Origin of the sequence: Streptomyces sp. CB02366 (assembly GCF_001905905.1) — a bacterium.
Taxonomy (GTDB): Bacteria; Actinomycetota; Actinomycetes; order Streptomycetales; family Streptomycetaceae; genus Streptomyces.
This window is the reverse complement of sequence record NZ_LIVT01000009.1, coordinates 15,316-32,079: the sequence shown is the minus strand read 5'-3', so window position 1 is coordinate 32,079 and position 16,764 is coordinate 15,316. Positions and strand designations below refer to the sequence as shown.

The window sequence follows — 16,764 nt, the reverse complement described above, 5'->3', positions numbered from 1 at the left end:
GCAACCCACCAGAACGGGTGGTACACCGGCCCCTCGGCACACCGCTAACGTCGCTCGTGTCGATCAGGGGGTCGCTCGCGGCCACGATAGGCAGAACTGGCCGAGGGCGGTCCGCGATTCCCGGACAACTCGGCAGGTCTTTCGCTGCTCCCTGGCCGAAAGGCGTATGACGCCTCGTCGTGTGCCGTCGTCACCGCCCTCGCACCTGGGAACCGCTCCGTCCGGGCAGCCACGGTCCACACCGGCCCGACCCTGTACCGCTCTGCACCGCCCCCCGCACCGCACCGGCCAGGAAGGATCGCCCGTGAGCACTGACCGCGACGAACAGGACGGCGGCAGCTTCTTCGCGCTGGACACCGGTCTTCTGCCCGGCATCGTCGAAGGGGTGCTGCACCGGCGCGGCGCGAGGCGATGGGCGGTCGAGCAGGGAGAGTTCTGGTGCTCGGTCCGGCCGCGTGGTCACCGGAGCGGCGAGCAGGGCTGGAAGCTGCACCTGTCGGCCACACCGCTGTCCGCGGCCCTGGTCCTGGCGGTGGCGGCCGACGTCCTGGTCGAGGAAAGGGCCTCGTTCAAGTTCGCCGGAGCCCTGGACCGGGTCGCCCTGCTGACGGGCGGGCGCGCCGACCGCGGGGGCGGCGGCAAGTTCATCACGGTCTACCCCGACTCCCCGGAGCTGTTCCGCCGGCTGGCCCGGCGGTTGCACGCGGCGACGCTGGGGCTCCGCGGACCACGCATCCTGTCGGACCGGCCCTACGCCCCGGGAAGCCTCGTCCATTACCGCTACGGGGTGTTCGGCGGGGTGCGGGCCACGACGAACGACGGGGACACGGACGTACGGCTGCGCAACCCCAGCGGCGGGCTGGAGAAGGACCGGCGTCAGGCATGGGTCACCACCCCCTCGTGGGCACCGCCGCCGTTCCCGGAGCCGACGGCCTCCCCGAAGACCGCGCCGGGCCCGTCGCGGGAGCTGACCAGGCCGGAGAAGCCGAAGCGGGAGCCGGGGAGGAAGTCCGTCCGACTCAACGGCCGTTACGTGGTCGCCAAGGCGATCCGGCACGCCTTCAAAGGCGGGGTGTACCTCGCGACGGACGAGACCACCGGCCGGCAGGTCGTGGTGAAGGAGGCGCGGGCGCACGTGGGCGTCCGCCTGGACGGCACCGACCTCCAGGACACCCTTCGCCACGAGGCCGAGATGCTGCGGGCGTTGGCGCCCCTGGGCTTCACCCCGGCCGGGATCGAGCTGTTCGCCCAGGGCGGCAACCTGTTCCTGGCCCAGGAGTTCGTGCCGGGGCGGACGCTGCGTGACCGCCTGGTGGAACGCCCGGTGCGAGACCTCGCCGAGTTCCTGGCCCTCGGCCGGCAGATCGTGGGCATCGTGGCGGCCGTCCACGGCACCGGCCATGTACTGCGCGACCTCTCGCCGAACAACCTCATGGTCACCCCGGACGGCCAGGTCCGGCTCATCGACGTCGAGTACCTGGCCCCCGAGGGCGTCCCGATCCGCCGCGGCTACACCCCCGGCTATGTCGGCCCCGAGGTGTCCTCGCTGCGGGACTACGACTTCACGGCCCCCACGTACGCGGGTGATCTCTACAGCCTCGGCGCGGTCCTGCTGCATCTGGCGACGGGCATCGACATGCTCCTGGTCCCCGACGACCTCCCCATGGGCGACCGTACGGACGCCCTGATCACTCTGGCGGTCGCCGATCACTCCTGGGCCGCACCGCTCCTGCCCCTGCTCCTTGCCCTCTGCGCCCCTCTCCCCGAGCAACGCTGGGAGCCTCCCCGGGTACAGAAAGCTCTCGCGGAGTTGTCCGGGGCTGGCCGCGGGCCCGCCGGAGCAGAGACGGCAGGGCCCAGGGACACGGTCGCGGGCGCCGGCGGTGCGAGCGGCGTTCCGGCCCTGGCCGACGAGGAGCGCGAGCGGCTGATCGCCGATGGCATCGCCTACCTGCTCCGCACCCGTCCCGGCAACGGAGGACACCTCTGGGACGTCAGCGCGTTCGGCGCGACCACCGACCCGTTGAACGTCCAGTACGGCTCGGCCGGCGTCCTCGCCGTGCTCACCCGGGCCGCGGCGGCGGGCGCGGGGCCCGACGCCCGGCGCGGGGTGGCGGAGCTGACGGAGTGGACAGGGCGGCGTCTCGCCGATCTTCCCACCGGCCGGACGGCTGACGGAACGCTCCTGCCCGGGCTGCACTTCGGCCGCTCGGGCACCGCCTGGGCCCTGCTCGACGCGGCGCTGCTGCTGGGCGACGACGGCGTCGTCGCCCAGGCGTGCGCCCTGGCCCGCGCGGTCCCCGTCGACTGGCCCAACCGGGACATCTGCCACGGGGCGGCCGGGGCCGGGATGACCCAACTTCACTTCTGGCGCACGACCGGCGACCCGGCCTTCCGCGACCGGGCGGTCGACTGCGCCACGGCGATCCTCACGGCGGCCGAGGATCATCCCGCCGGGGTGATCTGGCCCGTCCCGGCCGCCTTCGACTCGAACCTCGCCGGAGCCCGCCACTACGGGTTCGCCCACGGCATCGCGGGAATCGGCGCGTTCCTGCTGGCCGCCGGGGTGGCAGCGGAACGCGCCGACCTCCTGCGGGCAGCCCGGGCGGCGGGGGACACCCTGGTGAAGCTGGCCCGGGTCGAGAACGACCGGGCGCTCTGGCCGGCCGGGGACCGGGAGGCAGACGGGCCGGTGGGACAGACGCACTGGTGCAGCGGCTCCTCGGGCATCGGCACATTCCTGGTCCGGCTCTGGGCGGAAACCGGCGACGAACGCCACCGGGAGGCGGCCGTGCTCGCGGCGGCCGCGGTACGGGAGGCCATGTGGCTTTCCTCTCCCGCCGCCTGCCACGGGCTCGCCGGGAACGCGGAGTTCCTGCTCGACATGTCCGCCGTGCTCGGCGACCTTCGCTACCGCGACCAGGCCGGGGAGTTGGCCGCGTGCATCCGCACCCGTGCCGTGCGGCGCGACGGTCTCCTGGTGGTGCCCGACGAGTCGCTGGAGGCGGTCACCGGCGGATACCAGACTGGTGTCGCCGGAACGGTCGGCATGCTGCTGCGCCTGCGGGAGGGGGGCCCGCGGCTCTGGATGCCGGATCACCCGGAACTCTTCGCGCCCGCCGGAGAGCGCCTTCGTACGGCGGTCGGGGCGCGATGAACCGGCGGAGGGAACGCATCAGCTTCCGTTTCTCGGCGCGGTCCCGCTTCGCCGCCTGCCTGGTGGCCACGGCCGACGGCGCGCTGGCCCCGGGGTGGTGGGACCTGGACGGCACACCGCACTACCGGGAGGGCCTCCCGGAGGAGACCACCGCCACCCAGGTGCTGCCGGCCGAGGACGGCGGGCTGCTGCGGCTGCGCGGTGCGGCGGGCTCCGGCCGGCACCTGCTCCTGCTGTCCCGCCCCGCGCCCGCCGGGACCACGGCCGCCGGGACTCCGCCGGCCGGGCTCCGGCACCCGTTCCAGGAGGAGTCTCTGGCCGTCGAAGCGCGGGGCCTGCGCCTGGTGCCCGGCGGCCCGCGCGGCACGCTCGCACTGGCGGTGGAGACCGCTCACGACGGCCGTACCCGCATCTGGCGGGTCCGGTCCGCACCACTGAGGCTGAGCGACCCCCTGCCCCTGCCGGGCCGGGTCACCGCCCTCCTGCCGCTGGACGGGACCGGCTGCCGCTACGCCACGGACCTCGAAGGGCCGGACGGATACCGCCCCGTCTCCCTCGACCTGTGCGAGGGGAGGTGGCACGCACTCCCGTCGCCGGCGCAGGGCCGTGTCCACCGGCTGCTGCTCTCGGCACCGGCCTCGGGGCTGCTGCTGACGGCGAGCGACCCCGGCGACGGGCGGCTGCGGATCGCCCGCGCCACCCTCGGCGACCGGCCCCGGCTCGACTTCCCGGAGCGGCTCAACTCCCTGGACGGCGCGGTCCTTCCCCTGGCCGCCGACCCGGCGGGTGAGCAGGTGGCGCTGCGGGTCTCCCGGGGCGCGCGGGCCCGCCTCTTTCTGTACGACGTGGCGGCGGACCGCACCTGGCCCGCGGCGCTGCCGCCGGGCGCCTTCCACCCCGTCGCCGGCTGGAGCGCGGGCGGGCTGCGCGTCGTGTACGCAACCCCGGCCCGTCCCGCCGGCCTCGTCACCGTCGCGGACACCGCCGCGCACGAGAACCCGTCCGGCATCTCCCAAGCCGCGTCCAACACCCCTGACGCCCCCGGTACTCCGCACGCCCCCACCGAGTGGTTCGCCACCCCGTCCGGCCGGTTCGAAGCCGTCCGCACGGGCGACTGGCGCACCGCACCCACCGTCGTCGTCGCACTGCACGGCGGTCCGGAGGACCACTGGACGCTCGGCCACGACCCGGTGCTCGCGCGCCTGTCGGAAGCCGGGGCGGCGGTGGTGGCCCCCAACCAGCGCGGCAGCACCGGCTACGGCCGAGCCCACGCGGAGGCGATCCACGGCGCGTGGGGGGTGCCCGACCTCGCGGACATCCGCTTCCTGGTCCGCACACTCACCGAGCAGCGCCCCCCGGGCGCCGAAGCGCCCGTTCTCCTGGGCACCAGTTACGGGGGCTTCCTCGCCCTGCTGGCCGTGTGCGCCGACCCGTACGCCTGGGCGCGCTGCGCGGTGATCGCCCCGTTCCTGTCCGCGCGCGGACTGCACGAGAGGTCGTCGCCCGCCGTGCGCGCGCTCATAGACCGGCACGGCCTGGGCGAACCGCCGGACGACGACCTCGGCCCCCGGGACGTCGAACGTCTCGCCCACCGCGTCCGCGTACCGCTGCTGGCCCTGCACGGCTGTGACGACCCCGTCGTGCCGGTGGAGGAGACGCGTCGGCTGCACCGGGCACTGGCCGCAGCGGACGGCCAGGAGCGCGCACCCCACGACTGCCTCCCCATCGCGGGAGCGGGTCACCACCCGCTCCAGGAGCGGGGCGGCGCCGGACTCACCGACCGGCTGGTGAGCTTCCTGACGGCCGGACCCCTCGACCGCCGCCGCACCATCGCTCCCCCTGAACTCACGGTCGCCGACGCGGCCGTGCGGCACCGCCGGTCCTCGGCGGTGTTCGGGCACATCACGCACGACGAAAGGACACCACCATGATCGACACCACGATGACCGTCGACGTCGAGGAGCTGCAGACCCTGGAGGGCGAGGAGTCCGTCGCGCTGGCCGGCTGCACCCGGACGTGTACCTGGACCTGCTCCATCACCAGCATCGAGCAGCAGTAGCAGCCGGGCGCCGGGCGGGCTCTTCCGAGCCCGTCCGGCGCACGCCGTGTACGTCGTACGCACAGCCGTATGCGCGTACGCGCCCTCTCGTCTCCCGTACGCACGACTCACCGCCGTCCGTGCCCGCCGGCCCTGCGGAAGCCACGGACGGCCGGAAGGAACGCGATGACCTCTCCTCGGCAACTGGTGTGGGAGGCGACCGCCCGGACGCGTGGCTGGTTCGTCCTCGCCTCTGTCACCGCCGTCCTGGGGTCGGCCGGAACGCTGGCGTTCCCCTGGGCCATGGCGCGGGCCCTGGACGCGGTCGTCACCCGACAGTCCGCCACCGGGCCCGTCCTCATGTGCGCCGCACTCCTGGCCCTCGTCGTCATCACCGGGGCCCTCCAGACCCTGGCCAACGGGGCGTACGGCTCCGGCACGGTGGCCGCCCTCCGCCGGTCCCTGGCCCGGCGCGCCCTGGACGCGGGGGTGCCGGGGACGACCGGCTTTCCCGCCGGGGACCTCGCGGGGCGTCTCTCCGCGGGGTGCGCGCAGGCCGGCTCGGCCGGGGTCACGCTGGTCGCGGCTTCGTCGGCGGTGCTGACCTCGCTCGGCGGGGTGGTCGCGCTGTGGCTGCTCGACTGGCGGATCGGCCTGTGCTTCTCACTGGGCGTACCGCCGTTGGTGCTGATCGCCCGGATGTTCATGAACCGCGGTTCGGGGCTCTTCCTCCGGTATCAGGAGACCCAGGGCAGGATCTCCGCCCTGTTGCTGGAAGCGCTCGGCGGCGCCCGGACCATCGGCGCGAGCGGCACCGCGGCGGCCGAGACGCGCCGGGTCCTGGAGCCCCTTCCTGAACTGTCCCGCACCGGACACCGCGTCTGGGCGCTCCAGCGGGACACCGGATGGCAGGTGGGCCTGCTGATCCCGGCCGTGGAGGTGCTGGTGCTCTGTGCCGGGGGCCTGGCCCTGCTCCGCGGTGACATCAGCGCGGGCGAACTCGCCGCGGTCGTCGGTTACACGGCGCTCGCGATGGCCGCGCTGGACCAGCTCGACGCCCTCTTCGCGCTCGGCATGTCGGCCGCCGGTGCGCGTCGGGTCGCCGAGGTCCTCGACCAGCCGGTCCCGGCCCCCGGCACCCGGACGCGCCCCGGGGGCCGCTCCGGCGCGGTGACCCTGACGGGGGTGACGGTGCGTTCAGGCGCCCGGACCGTCCTGGACGCCGTGGACCTCGTCGTCCCGGCGGGCACGGCGCTCGCGGTGGTCGGACGGTCCGGGGCGGGCAAGAGCACCCTGGCGGCGCTGATCGGGCGGTTGCGGGAGCCCGACGCGGGCCTGGTCGCCATCGACGGTGTACCGCTGGGGGAGCTGACTGCCCAAGCCCTGCGCGCCACCGTCGGCTACGCCTTCGAGCGGCCCGCGCTGCTGGGAACGACGGTGGCCGGGATGATCGCGTTCGCCCGCCCTGACGCCTCGCACGAGGAGGTGACGGCGGCTGCCGGGGCCGCCAGGGCGGACGACTTCATCACCCGCCTCCCGCATGGCTACGACACCCCGCTGCCGGACGCCCCGCTCTCCGGCGGGGAGGTCCAGCGCTTGGGGATCGCACGGGCGCTGGTCCACGATCCGGCGGTGATCGTGCTGGACGACGCGCTGTCGAGCCTGGACACCGCCACGGAGGCACGGGTCGGCTCCGCGCTCGCCTCGGCCTGGTCGGGCCGCACCCGGGTGCTGATCGCCCACCGGGTGTCGACCGCAGCGCGGGCCGACCTGGTGGCCTGGCTGGAGGACGGCAGGATCCGCGCCCTGGGCCGGCACGCGGAGCTGTGGCGCCTCGACGACTACAGGGCCCTGTTCGCGGCGGACACCGGCCGGGAGGCAGCCCCGGGCGCCGTCCCGGACCGCAAGAGAGGGCCCGGCCGCGAAGCCGGGGCGGACCGGCACGCGCGGGCCGGGGGCGAGGCGGTCCAGAACCCGCGGCACGGCGCCGGGCCCGGGACAGCCCCGGACGCGCGGGCCGGGACCGACCCGAGTACGACCCCGCAGGTGAACCCGCACGCCCAGGAGTCGGTATGAGCGAGGCAGACCCGCGTCCCATCGACCGGCGCCTGTTCGCCGGATTCCTGCGCCGTCACCGCGTGGCGGCGGTCGCGGTGACGGGATGGTCGCTGCTGGAGGCGGTTCCGGCACTCGCCTCCGGGCTGCTGGTGGCCGCCGCCCTGGACCGGGGCTTCCTCGCGGGACGACCCGCCGAAGGCTTCTTCTGGATCGGCCTGCTCGGTACCGCGATGGTCTTCCGCGCCCTGATGACACGGACCTTGACACCGTGGCTGGGGCGGCTCGTGGAGCCACTGCGCGACGACCTGGTGACGGCCGTGGCCGCCGGGGCCGTGCACCGCGCGGCGGCCGGAGCCCGGGGCGCCGCGGGCGCGGACGTGGCCCGGCTGACGGTTCAGGTCGAGACCGTGCGGGCGCTGGTGTCGGCCCTGCTGCGCTCGGCCCGGCAGATGGGTGTCTCCCTGCTGATGGCGTTCGTGGGCCTGGCAGCCCTGTCCGCGCCGGTGGCGGCGGTCACCCTGCCCCCGGTCCTGCTCACCCTGCTCCTCTGCGCGCCCCGTCTCAGCGTACTCGCCCGCCACCAGCGCCGCCAGCTCAGTTCGGAGGAACGGCTCACGGCGGCTGCGGGCGAGACCTTCGACGGCATCCGGGACGTCGTCGCGTGCGGCGCCCGCGACCGGGCGGCCGAGGAGCTGTCCGCCCGGATCACCGCCCACAGGGACGCGGTCCGGGCGGTCGCCCGGACCGCGTCGGCCAACACCTTGCTGGTGTCGCTGGGCAGCCATCTCCCGCTGCTGGTACTGCTGTCGGCGGCACCGCGACTCCTGGACCGCGGTGCGCTGTCGGTGGGCGAACTGCTGGGCGCGACCAGCTACCTGGTCAGCGGTGTGGCTCCGGCCCTGCGCTCACTCGTCGCCGTGCTCGGCTCGTGGGGCGTGCAGTTGGCGACCGTACTGCGCCGGCTGAGCCGCTCGACGCCCGCGCGGCAGGACACCCCCGGGGAAGCACGGGGTCCGGGCGGCCTCACGCGGACCCCACGCTCCTTCGACATCTCTCTGACGGACGTCAGCTATGCGTACGGTCCGGAAGCGGCGCCCGTCATCGACAAGCTCTCCCTCGACATCCCCGCCGGCTCCCATCTGACGGTCGTCGGTCCGAGCGGTGCGGGGAAGTCGACCCTGACCACGCTGCTGGCCGGGCTGGCCGGGCCGGCCGGCGGACGGCTGACCCTGGGCGGCGTACCGGCGGCGGAGGTCGACCGGGCCTGGCTCCGCCGGGCGGTGACGCTCATCCCCCAGGAGGCGTACGTGTTCACCGGCACCGTGCGGGACAACCTGCGCTACCTGTGCCCGCAGGCGCGGGACGCCGACCTTCTCGCGTCGGCGACAGCCGTGGGCGCGCGGGCCCTCGTGGACCGGCTCGGCGGCCTGGACGCGCCCCTCGGACTGGACGGACCGCCGCTCTCCTGCGGTGAACGCCAGCTCGTGGCGCTGGCCCGGGCACATGTGTCCCCCGCATCGATCGTGCTCCTGGACGAGGCGTGCTGCCATCTCGACCCGGCGGCCGAAGAGCGGGCCGAGCGGGCGTTCATGGAACGGGGCACCACACTCGTCGTGGTGGCACACCGCATCAGCTCCGCGCTACGCGCACCACGCGTCCTGGTACTCGACGGCGATCGCACGGCTGTCGGCACCCACGCCCGACTCCTGGAGAAGAGCCCCCTCTACGCAGACCTGGCGGGCCACTGGGTGTCCGCCGGAATCCCGTAGCCGTGGAGGCGGACGGCGTCGGCCGAAGCGCGCATGCAACCGCCCCGGCCCGGGCCGCGATCCGCGCGGACGGCCACTCACGGCCTTTCGCCCTATGGCCGGTGGGGATCGCGACGTCGGCCTCGTCCTCGGAGGTCAGCTGCCGCCCGGCCTGCAAAACCTTGGACCATGCAGGACACGGTCCAAGAGGCCGCCACCGTACAGAAGGACCTGCCCGGTCGGTTCAGCGACGGGTGATCCCATGTTCCAGATCCTGCGACATCACAAGCCTCCCGGCAGAGCCGAAAAACTTGGTCGTCGACACGTGAACTCAGAGCATCTGCGGGCAAACGGGTTCGTCACCGGAATCGGGCGCGTAATTTCGCCGTTCGGCAGCGGTCAGGTTGCGGGCCACCGCCCGGCAGATGGAATCGATCGCTTTCTCGGGCGCGGAGAGGACGACGTCCCAGAGGCGTACGATCCGGTCCTCCGTCCCTGCTGCCAGAGTCCGCCCGTCCGGGCTGAGGGCCACAGCGGTGACGATGCCACCGGGCAAGGTGAACGTGGTGCGGGACCGTTGGGTCGACAGGTCCCACAGCCGCACACTGCCGTCGTAGCTGCTACTCGCGAGCGTCATACCGTCGGTGGAGAACGCAGTGGTGGTGATGTAGTCGGTATGACCGGTGAGAGTCGCCCGGAGACTGCCGTCAGTGGTGTCCCAGACGCGGATCTCGCCCCCGGCATGCCCGATCGCCAGGTTTCGCCCATCGGGCGAGAGCACCAGGTTTCCGGCATCTGGGAAGGTGCGCAGCGTTTTGCCCTCGGCCACGTCCCACAACCTGGTCCTCTGTCCTTTGCTGATGGCCAGAACGCTTCCGTCGGACGACAGGGCCAGCTCGGCTGATCCCTTGTCCTGGTCCGCTGTCGGAACGCGGGGCAACTTCTCGCCGGTACGGGTGTTCATCAACCGGACCTCCGCGCCCTCGCCGTACTCGGCGAAGGCGAACACCTCACCGTCCGCGCTGAGCGACACCGCCTCGACGTAGCCGCTGTCATGGCTCCCTGGCGTTGCGACGGTCAGGCCCGTGGCCACGTCCCATAGTTCGACCGCGCCCTGTTCGCTCCACCCCACTGCCAGCGCACGCTCATGACTGTCGAACGCCGTGGCCCACACCACGCGGCCGGAGAGCTCGCCCTGCAGTCGGCCCTTGGCTGTGGCCCAGAGCTGTACGGTGCTGCCTCGAGCCAGCAGCGTGCGGGAATCGGGACTGAACACCAGGGAGGGCGGGGCCCCGGCGTGCTCCATCGTGCTGGCGTTCAGGGCCAGCCGCGGGAGAACGGTGCTGAGGTCCCAGACCCGTGCGCCCTCAGTTCCCCCGGTGAGGAGGGAGCGGCCGTCGGGCGTGAAGAACGCAGGCTGCGTCACACGGTGGTAGACGCCCAGGGGTTTTCGGGCTGGGACGTCCCAGAGGCTCGCAGTGCCGTTGGCGTAGATCGCCGCGAGCGTGTGTCCGTCCGGTCCGAAGGTGACGTCGTCGACGATGGTCCTGTCGCGTCCCTCGAGGGTGGTAACCGCCCGCTCGCCTCCCGCGACCTCCCACAGAGCTGTCGAGCCGTCGTGATGTCCGACCGCGAGAAGTGAGCCGTCGGCGCTGAAGTCCAGTGGACCGATGGCTTTTGTGCCGCGCGAGGCCAGGATTTCCTTGCGTTCCCCGCTCATGACGTCCCACAGTTCGAGGGTGCCGTTACCGCTGCCTATGGCCACGGTGCGCCCGTCCGGTGAGAACGCGTGGGACGACTCCGCTCTTACGGCGGTGTAACCGGTGAACCGGTGCATAGGGCGGTGTGCCGACAGGTTCCACACCGTGATCCCGGAATCAGTGTTGCTGCTCAGCAACTTACGGCCGTCCGGAGTGAAACGCAGTGCTGCGACAGGCCGCTCACCGGAGTCCAGGGTCTCACCGCGTTGCCGGTCGGACCTCACGTCCCACATGCGGATGCCACCGTCGTCGGTACCCGCCGCAAGCGTCTTTCCCGTCGGGTCGAAGACGATCTCCCGCAGATCAGCGGCGGGAAGTCGCAGCTTGCGCGCCTTCCCGTCGGACAGTGACCAGATCCGTACATGCTGCTGGTCGTCGACGGCCGCGAGATACTTCCCGTCGGGACTGAGGGCCATGGTCGCTGCTGTCACGTCCGGGAGCCGGCGTTTCAGGGGCAGCCCGGCCGCAGCGTACACGGCAGCTGTTGCCTCCTCAGTGGGTTTCGTCCGGTAAGCCTGGACGGCGAGCAGCGACGCCAGGTCGGGCGAGGAATCGATCAGGCTCGCGGACTGGGCGGCGAGTTGCCTCGACCGGGCCATCTCCTCGGCCTCGACGGCGGTCTGCCGCTGCCACACTGCGATTCCTGCCGCCAGGAGCGCCGTGGCCAGGGCGACAGCCAGGAAACTGTTCAGGCGGCGCAGTCTCCTGTGCCTGGCCTGCTGATGGTCCCGGCTCGCCCGGAGGAAGGCGGCCGTCCCACGAGGCAGCGTGCGTGCGGCCGCATGCTCCAGTCCCTCACTCAGTACCGATCCGCCGAGGAGTTCCTCTGCCGAGCGTTCGTGCGCCGTCCAACGCGCGTGCTGTTCCTCGGCCCGGTGCAACCAGTCCTGGAAGCGATGGTCCTCGCGGACCCATTCCCGCAGCTCACCCCAGTCACGGATCAGCGCCTCGTGAATGAGTTCAGCGACCGGAGTGCGCGGGCCGTCAGGGAGGTTTCGGGTGATGATCATGCGAGTGTGGATGAGTACGTCGAGGACCTCGTCCACCTCCGTACCGCCTCCGGCGATGTCCCGCAACGTGCTCAGCGGCAGTTGCTGGCGGACGGCGGGAATGCGGCGGGCCTCGTCAGCAGGACGCACCAATGCGGTGAGCAGTCGCCGCGCGATCAGCTGTTGAGCCGGGGCCAGACGGTGCAGCGCCGTGTTGCACCAGATGGCGAGGGAGCCGCTGACGCTGCCCAGGCGCTGGTAGGCGTCGTGAGTGAGGTGACCGTCCGCCCGCCTGCGCCAGAGCTCGCTGAGGGCGAGTTCGAGCGCCGGCAGCATCGTGGAGCGTGCACGCTGAGCACCGGCACCGGCCCACGCGGGTTCGGCGCTCAAGATGTCGGTCACGATGCGCTGCGGCAGACCGTCGGCGAAGTGCAGCCCTACCGCTTCCGCGGGCCGGGTCACGATCTCGTGCAGTTCCTGCGCGCCGAGCGTCGCCGGCACATCCACCAGACCGGATTTCACCGCTGCCCGGAGGCCGGGAGCGACAGCGAGTCCGGGGTAGAAGTCGTCCCGCATGACGAGAATCAGCCGAGCGGGGACGTCCGAGGCGGCCAAGGCTTCCAACTGGTCAAGTGCGGTGCGGCAGGCGTGCGGGGGCTGCCCGCCCGCCTCGCCGGACCCCTCCCGCAGCAACTCCTCGAAGGGATCGACGACCAGGAGGAGTTGATCGTACGAGGGATCAGCATCAAGCCGGGCGGTCACAGCTGCTCCGAGCCCCTCAGCGGCCCCCGGCAGGCCGGACCGCTCCAGCTCGGCGAGCAGGTCCTCCCCGGGGCGGGCCACCACAGGCAGCCAGCGGTCGCTGCCCGGCAGACGGCCTTCCGCGAGTGCGGGCAGCACACCCGCCTGTATCAGTGAGGACTTGCCCGACCCCGAGGGGCCCAGCAGCAGTACTGCCTGCTGCGGACCAGTCAGCGCTTCCAGCACCTGATCGACGGCGGCAGTGCGCCCGTGGAACCATGGGGCCTGGTCGGCGGTGAAGGTATCGAGCCCGAGGTAGGGGCACACCTCTCGCTCGACCAGACCGGGCCAGGCCTCTCGGATCGCCTGGACGGGAGTGGCGTAGGCAATGCCAAGCCCCTTCAAATGCTCGTCCGGCGGCCCGATGGCGGTGATCATCCCGATGACTAGGCCGGTACTCTCGTCGACCACCGGGCTCCCGCTGAAGCCGGTAGCCAAGTCGTTGCTGTCGGAGAGCTGTAGTAGCCCACCGGACATGCCGTCGACCGGGAGGAGATGACCCGCCTGCCCATAGCCGAAATGCCCCTCGGACGGAGCCTGCGCCGGAAAGCCGTAGCTCCAGACCCGGTGACCTCGGCCGTCCGCCGACGAGCCCAACCGCATTGTTCCGGTTCCCGGCGGGGGATCGTCGAGCCGGATGAATGCGAGGTCCTGTTCCTCGGGGTCGCGCCAGCCCTCGGTAAGCAGGGTCCCTGTGCTGCGCGCCACGTGGCCGGCGTGCGGGAAGTGGAGCGTGACCTTTTCACCTGCGGACGCCCCAGCGTTCCGTGCGACATGCGCGCAGGTGACCAACAAAGTCTCCTGCACCAGGAACCCCGCGCCCGCCGTCCTGCCGTCTGCCGCGAAGACGCGGGCGACTGACGCCTCCGGTGCTGGTCCTGCCACGTCGCCGCCGTCCTCAGCCCGCGGACGGCGGTTGCTCGGCCTTGTTCCACTGCAAGCGCACCTTGAGGTGGCAAGAAGCCTCGGTGCTGGTGATGACGGCTCCGGCCCGGCCGGCAAGATTGACCCCGAACTCAACCTCCAGCTCGTCCGGCTGGGCGTGTGTCAGTTGTTCGAGGATGGTCCGGGAGGCGACGGTCACCGGCTGCAGCACCGCACGCAGGCCCGCCGGGAGTTCGTCGACCAGGTCCCCGAGCCGACCGGCTTTGACGGGCCCGTCCACCGTGTCCACTCCGTCGCCGAGCACCTCCAGGAGCACTGCACCACCGTCCTCCAGCGGTATGCGCACAACGCTGCCCACCGGTCCTCCTGCCTTCGTGTGAGCGGTCTGATCCTGTCCGGGGCCGAGCGAACCGCCGACCTTGTCATGGGCACAGATGTACCACCCCACACACCATGGGCGCAGCCAGAGCACGGGGAATGGCCAGATCATGCGTGTGGTGGTCAGCTGGACGGCGACCAAGGGAGCAGCCGGCAGCGAGCCCCGTCGAGGCCGACCAAGACATGGACCCGGTCCTCGAACCGGATCCGGTCACCGGCCTTGACGACGTCCGCCCCCCCCCGCTTCATCGTTCCCCTCCCGGTGTCGTCCGGTAGGGCTGGTAGTCACGAGGGCCTCCTCGTTCAAGGGACGGCCCCGGGCCATGGTCAGCAGGGCGTGCCACAACTGGTGGTAGACGGCAGGGAGCGTCGCGATCGGGTCCCCGAGCCGGAGCACGCCCGTGCCCAGCGCGGTGGGCACGGGGAATGCGCGCCGCAGCCGGACGGCGAAGATCCCACCGGAGCACCGGGGATGCCGGTAGCCCGACAGCCATCGTGTGTCGGCCGTGACCACCGGATCCGCAGCAACCGCGAACCGGTGCTCCCAGCCTGCTTCCCGAGCACACGCTTCGACTCCCCTCCCCCTCTGTCGATCCAAGGCGAGGCCCCCGGTAGGCCGCCTTCTCTTTCAGTGGACCTGGACCACGACTCCCCGCACGTCCTGATCTCCGCAGGCGCCGGCGGCGGCAAGTCGACCATCCTGCGCTGCATCACCTGCCAGTTCGTCCACAACGGCGCGCTCGCCGAAATCCTCTTCATGGGCCGCCAACGCGCATGCACGTCCTCCTGGTCGCCCAGTCCGCCACCGCCCGCGCCCCTGGGGCCCGGAGGCCGCGAACAGTTCTCCACTCCCACCACGCCACCTTCGTGGTCGACGACCGCCACGGATGGCTGGCACCGCGACTACGCGAAGAAGCCGGTACGCCTGAGCATCACAGCCAGGTCCAGGGGCAGCGAGTGGACCGTGCCGCTGAAGGAGTCCCCCGGGGGTCTGGTACTCGTTGGGCGATGGCGGTTCACTCGTTAGGTATTGAGCGTTGCTCCGGTGGCTCAGTCAGCCGACGCTCGATGAGTCCGACAGCAGCTCCCTGAGCCTTTCGGCAACGAAGGACCGTCCTGGGTCGATGCCGTCGCGAAGTTGTTCCTGGACCGCGAGAGCGGTGCGAGGGTCAGTGCACACGGCCTCCAGGAACGTATCGAGCACGGTCTCGTCTGAGCACGTCTCCCAGAGCCAGCGGTGCAACCAGGGAAGGACGTTAGCCATCTCGTGCACGCCGAGTACCTGGCAGGCCACCTGCATGATCGACGATTGGGCCGCCGGGGAGTGGTACGAGCGGCAGAGATATCGCCAGAACTCGGGTGCCACCGACGCCGGGTGTGTGAAGGGATCCGAGTAGGGGTCGAAGTAGAACTGTGCAACAGCCTCCGCATACGGGTGCTCGTCGTGAGCGAGCGCCAGGAGCATCGCTGCAGCGTCGGCCGGGCGGGCATCAGTGTGCAGTGCTTCGGCAGCCATACGGACGACACCGGGCGCCGTCTCCTCTACGGCCGGTTCAAAGATCGCCAGACGCTCCCGGAGGGGCCGGTCGCCGCTCATCCACCCGGCCAGCCAGTAGGAGTCGTAGGAGTCCATCCACCGTATCGACCTGTCGGCGATCCAGTCGTGCCGCTGGGCGAGCAGTTCAGGCAGCGGCCGTCGGCGTCCCAGCGCGGTCAGCATGTGCTCGGCCCACTGGCGGGGGTGGCCAGGAACCGCGTCGACGAGCAGGACCGTGCCGATTTCGCTGACGTCCGTCGCGCTCCGGCATCGCATGAAGTCATCCAGGAATGCCTGGCCGACGGCCGCATATGTTTCGGGGCTGGTATGCGGTGGGGTGCAGAGCCAGACCAGGAGGTGCAGAGCCGCCAGAGGGCGGAGGGTGATTGCCGACGACGTCAGAAGGTCGCCGCACCGGTCGGACGCGTCCGCCTCCCAGCGGCGGCGCACCGCGTCCTCGATCTCCTGACGGGAGCGCGGAAAGGTGAGCACAGCGTCCAGCTGCTGGTTCAGCTTGCGGACCGTCGTGCGGCTGACGTCGAGCTTCTGCTGGAGCCGAGTGCGGTCCGCACGTAACTGCCGTCTTTCCGTCCTCAATTGCTCCACCTGCTTTCTGGCCACGGCGAGGTCCGTGGCGCAGGCATCCAGCTGACTCTGGAGTTCTTCGCTCCGGCGTTGGATCTCGGCGTGGTCGCGACGCCGTGTCTCCTCCTCATAGCGGCGTTCCGGATGCCGCTGGGCCACGAGGGCCAGCAGGAGCTGGTCGGCCCGTTTCCGGATCCCCTGCTCCACAGGCCCCCCGGGGCCGCGATCTGCGGCGTCGATCAGCTGGTACAGAAAGGCTGTCTGCGGAACCTGGTGAAGGTTCATGAGCCGGGAAAGCTGGGTGGGGTTGAGCCCACAGCGTCGCGCGTAGCTCTGCTGCGTCAGCCCGGTGTCTCTCAGGAGAGCCTTGAGCAGAGCCTTCAGCTCGGGTACCGGGTCAGTGTCAGCGGTCATGCGGGCATTGTGCATGGCGAGTTGCCGGCAGGTGGCAACTATTGCGTACTGGCGACAGCCGTGGACCCGGCCCGAGCATGGGTCAAGAGAGCTCCGCCGTGCCAGGAACCTGGCGAAGCCCTGACCAGTTGGGACGCACCGCACTGCGGCGGCGCCCCGGCCTGCCAGCGAAGTGAGGATCCATGAACTCCAGAAACACGAAGCGTGAAGAAGCTGTCCCCTACCTTGAGTTGCGGGTCGGAGACCTTTACCTGGTGCTGCGCCGTCGCCCGGTCCGCGTACTGGCACTACTGTCCCTGGTGCTGCTCACCGGGGGCGGCTGGGTGCTGAGCCGCAGCTTCGTCCTGCCTCTGTGAGCGGGGCTCATGTCACCGCACCATAGGCGGCCGGGGTCGTCTAGGCCGAGGCCGGTGC

General features: G+C 71.7%; 10 protein-coding genes. 7 read left to right on the top strand and 3 right to left on the bottom strand.

Annotated features, from left to right (window positions below; genetic code table 11):
* The first annotated feature begins 304 nt into the window (after nt 1-304).
* The 5 genes from lanL to AMK24_RS23400 all read left to right on the top strand — a co-directional run bounded on the left by lanL (nt 305) and on the right by AMK24_RS23400 (nt 9,022).
* Nucleotides 305-3,157, top strand: a complete 2,853-nt coding sequence (lanL, locus tag AMK24_RS23415) for a class IV lanthionine synthetase LanL (protein WP_073770824.1) — start codon at nt 305-307, stop codon at nt 3,155-3,157.
* On the top strand, nt 3,154-5,088 hold the full coding sequence (locus tag AMK24_RS23410) for an alpha/beta hydrolase family protein (RefSeq protein WP_073770823.1): 1,935 nt from the start codon (nt 3,154-3,156) through the stop codon (nt 5,086-5,088). The genes lanL and AMK24_RS23410 overlap by 4 nt, the downstream gene beginning before the upstream one ends.
* On the top strand, nt 5,085-5,216 hold the full coding sequence (locus AMK24_RS34305; protein WP_199876489.1) for an ALQxL family class IV lanthipeptide: 132 nt from the start codon (nt 5,085-5,087) through the stop codon (nt 5,214-5,216). Before AMK24_RS23410 ends, AMK24_RS34305 begins: the two co-directional genes overlap by 4 nt.
* Before the next feature lie 165 nt (nt 5,217-5,381).
* The gene (locus tag AMK24_RS23405) at nt 5,382-7,271 is read left to right on the top strand and encodes an ABC transporter ATP-binding protein (protein WP_158072167.1); all 1,890 of its coding nucleotides are present in this window, start codon (nt 5,382-5,384) and stop codon (nt 7,269-7,271) included.
* On the top strand, nt 7,268-9,022 hold the full coding sequence (locus AMK24_RS23400) for an ABC transporter ATP-binding protein (RefSeq protein WP_073770821.1): 1,755 nt from the start codon (nt 7,268-7,270) through the stop codon (nt 9,020-9,022). The genes AMK24_RS23405 and AMK24_RS23400 overlap by 4 nt, the downstream gene beginning before the upstream one ends.
* A gap of 310 nt (nt 9,023-9,332) precedes the next feature.
* Here the strand turns inward: AMK24_RS23400 and AMK24_RS23395 are convergent, their stop codons facing one another.
* Entirely contained in the window at nt 9,333-13,436 is a 4,104-nt protein-coding gene (locus AMK24_RS23395; RefSeq protein ID WP_073770820.1) for an nSTAND1 domain-containing NTPase, read from the bottom strand.
* A 13-nt stretch (nt 13,437-13,449) separates the two neighbouring features.
* Nucleotides 13,450-13,794: a CU044_2847 family protein gene (locus AMK24_RS23390; RefSeq protein ID WP_073770819.1), complete on the bottom strand. Its 345-nt coding sequence runs from the start codon at nt 13,792-13,794 to the stop codon at nt 13,450-13,452.
* Nucleotides 13,795-14,445: 651 nt separating this feature from the next.
* On the opposite strand from AMK24_RS23390, the gene AMK24_RS33295 reads away from it, so the two are divergent.
* On the top strand, nt 14,446-14,841 hold the full coding sequence (locus tag AMK24_RS33295) for a hypothetical protein (protein ID WP_199876488.1): 396 nt from the start codon (nt 14,446-14,448) through the stop codon (nt 14,839-14,841).
* Nucleotides 14,842-14,868: 27 nt separating this feature from the next.
* Here the strand turns inward: AMK24_RS33295 and AMK24_RS23385 are convergent, their stop codons facing one another.
* The gene (locus AMK24_RS23385) at nt 14,869-16,350 is read right to left on the bottom strand and encodes a hypothetical protein (RefSeq protein WP_073770818.1); all 1,482 of its coding nucleotides are present in this window, start codon (nt 16,348-16,350) and stop codon (nt 14,869-14,871) included.
* A gap of 182 nt (nt 16,351-16,532) precedes the next feature.
* Here AMK24_RS23385 and AMK24_RS33985 point away from each other — a divergent pair, with 182 nt between their 5' ends.
* On the top strand, nt 16,533-16,706 hold the full coding sequence (locus tag AMK24_RS33985) for a hypothetical protein (RefSeq protein WP_158072166.1): 174 nt from the start codon (nt 16,533-16,535) through the stop codon (nt 16,704-16,706).
* Nucleotides 16,707-16,764 lie beyond the last annotated feature (58 nt).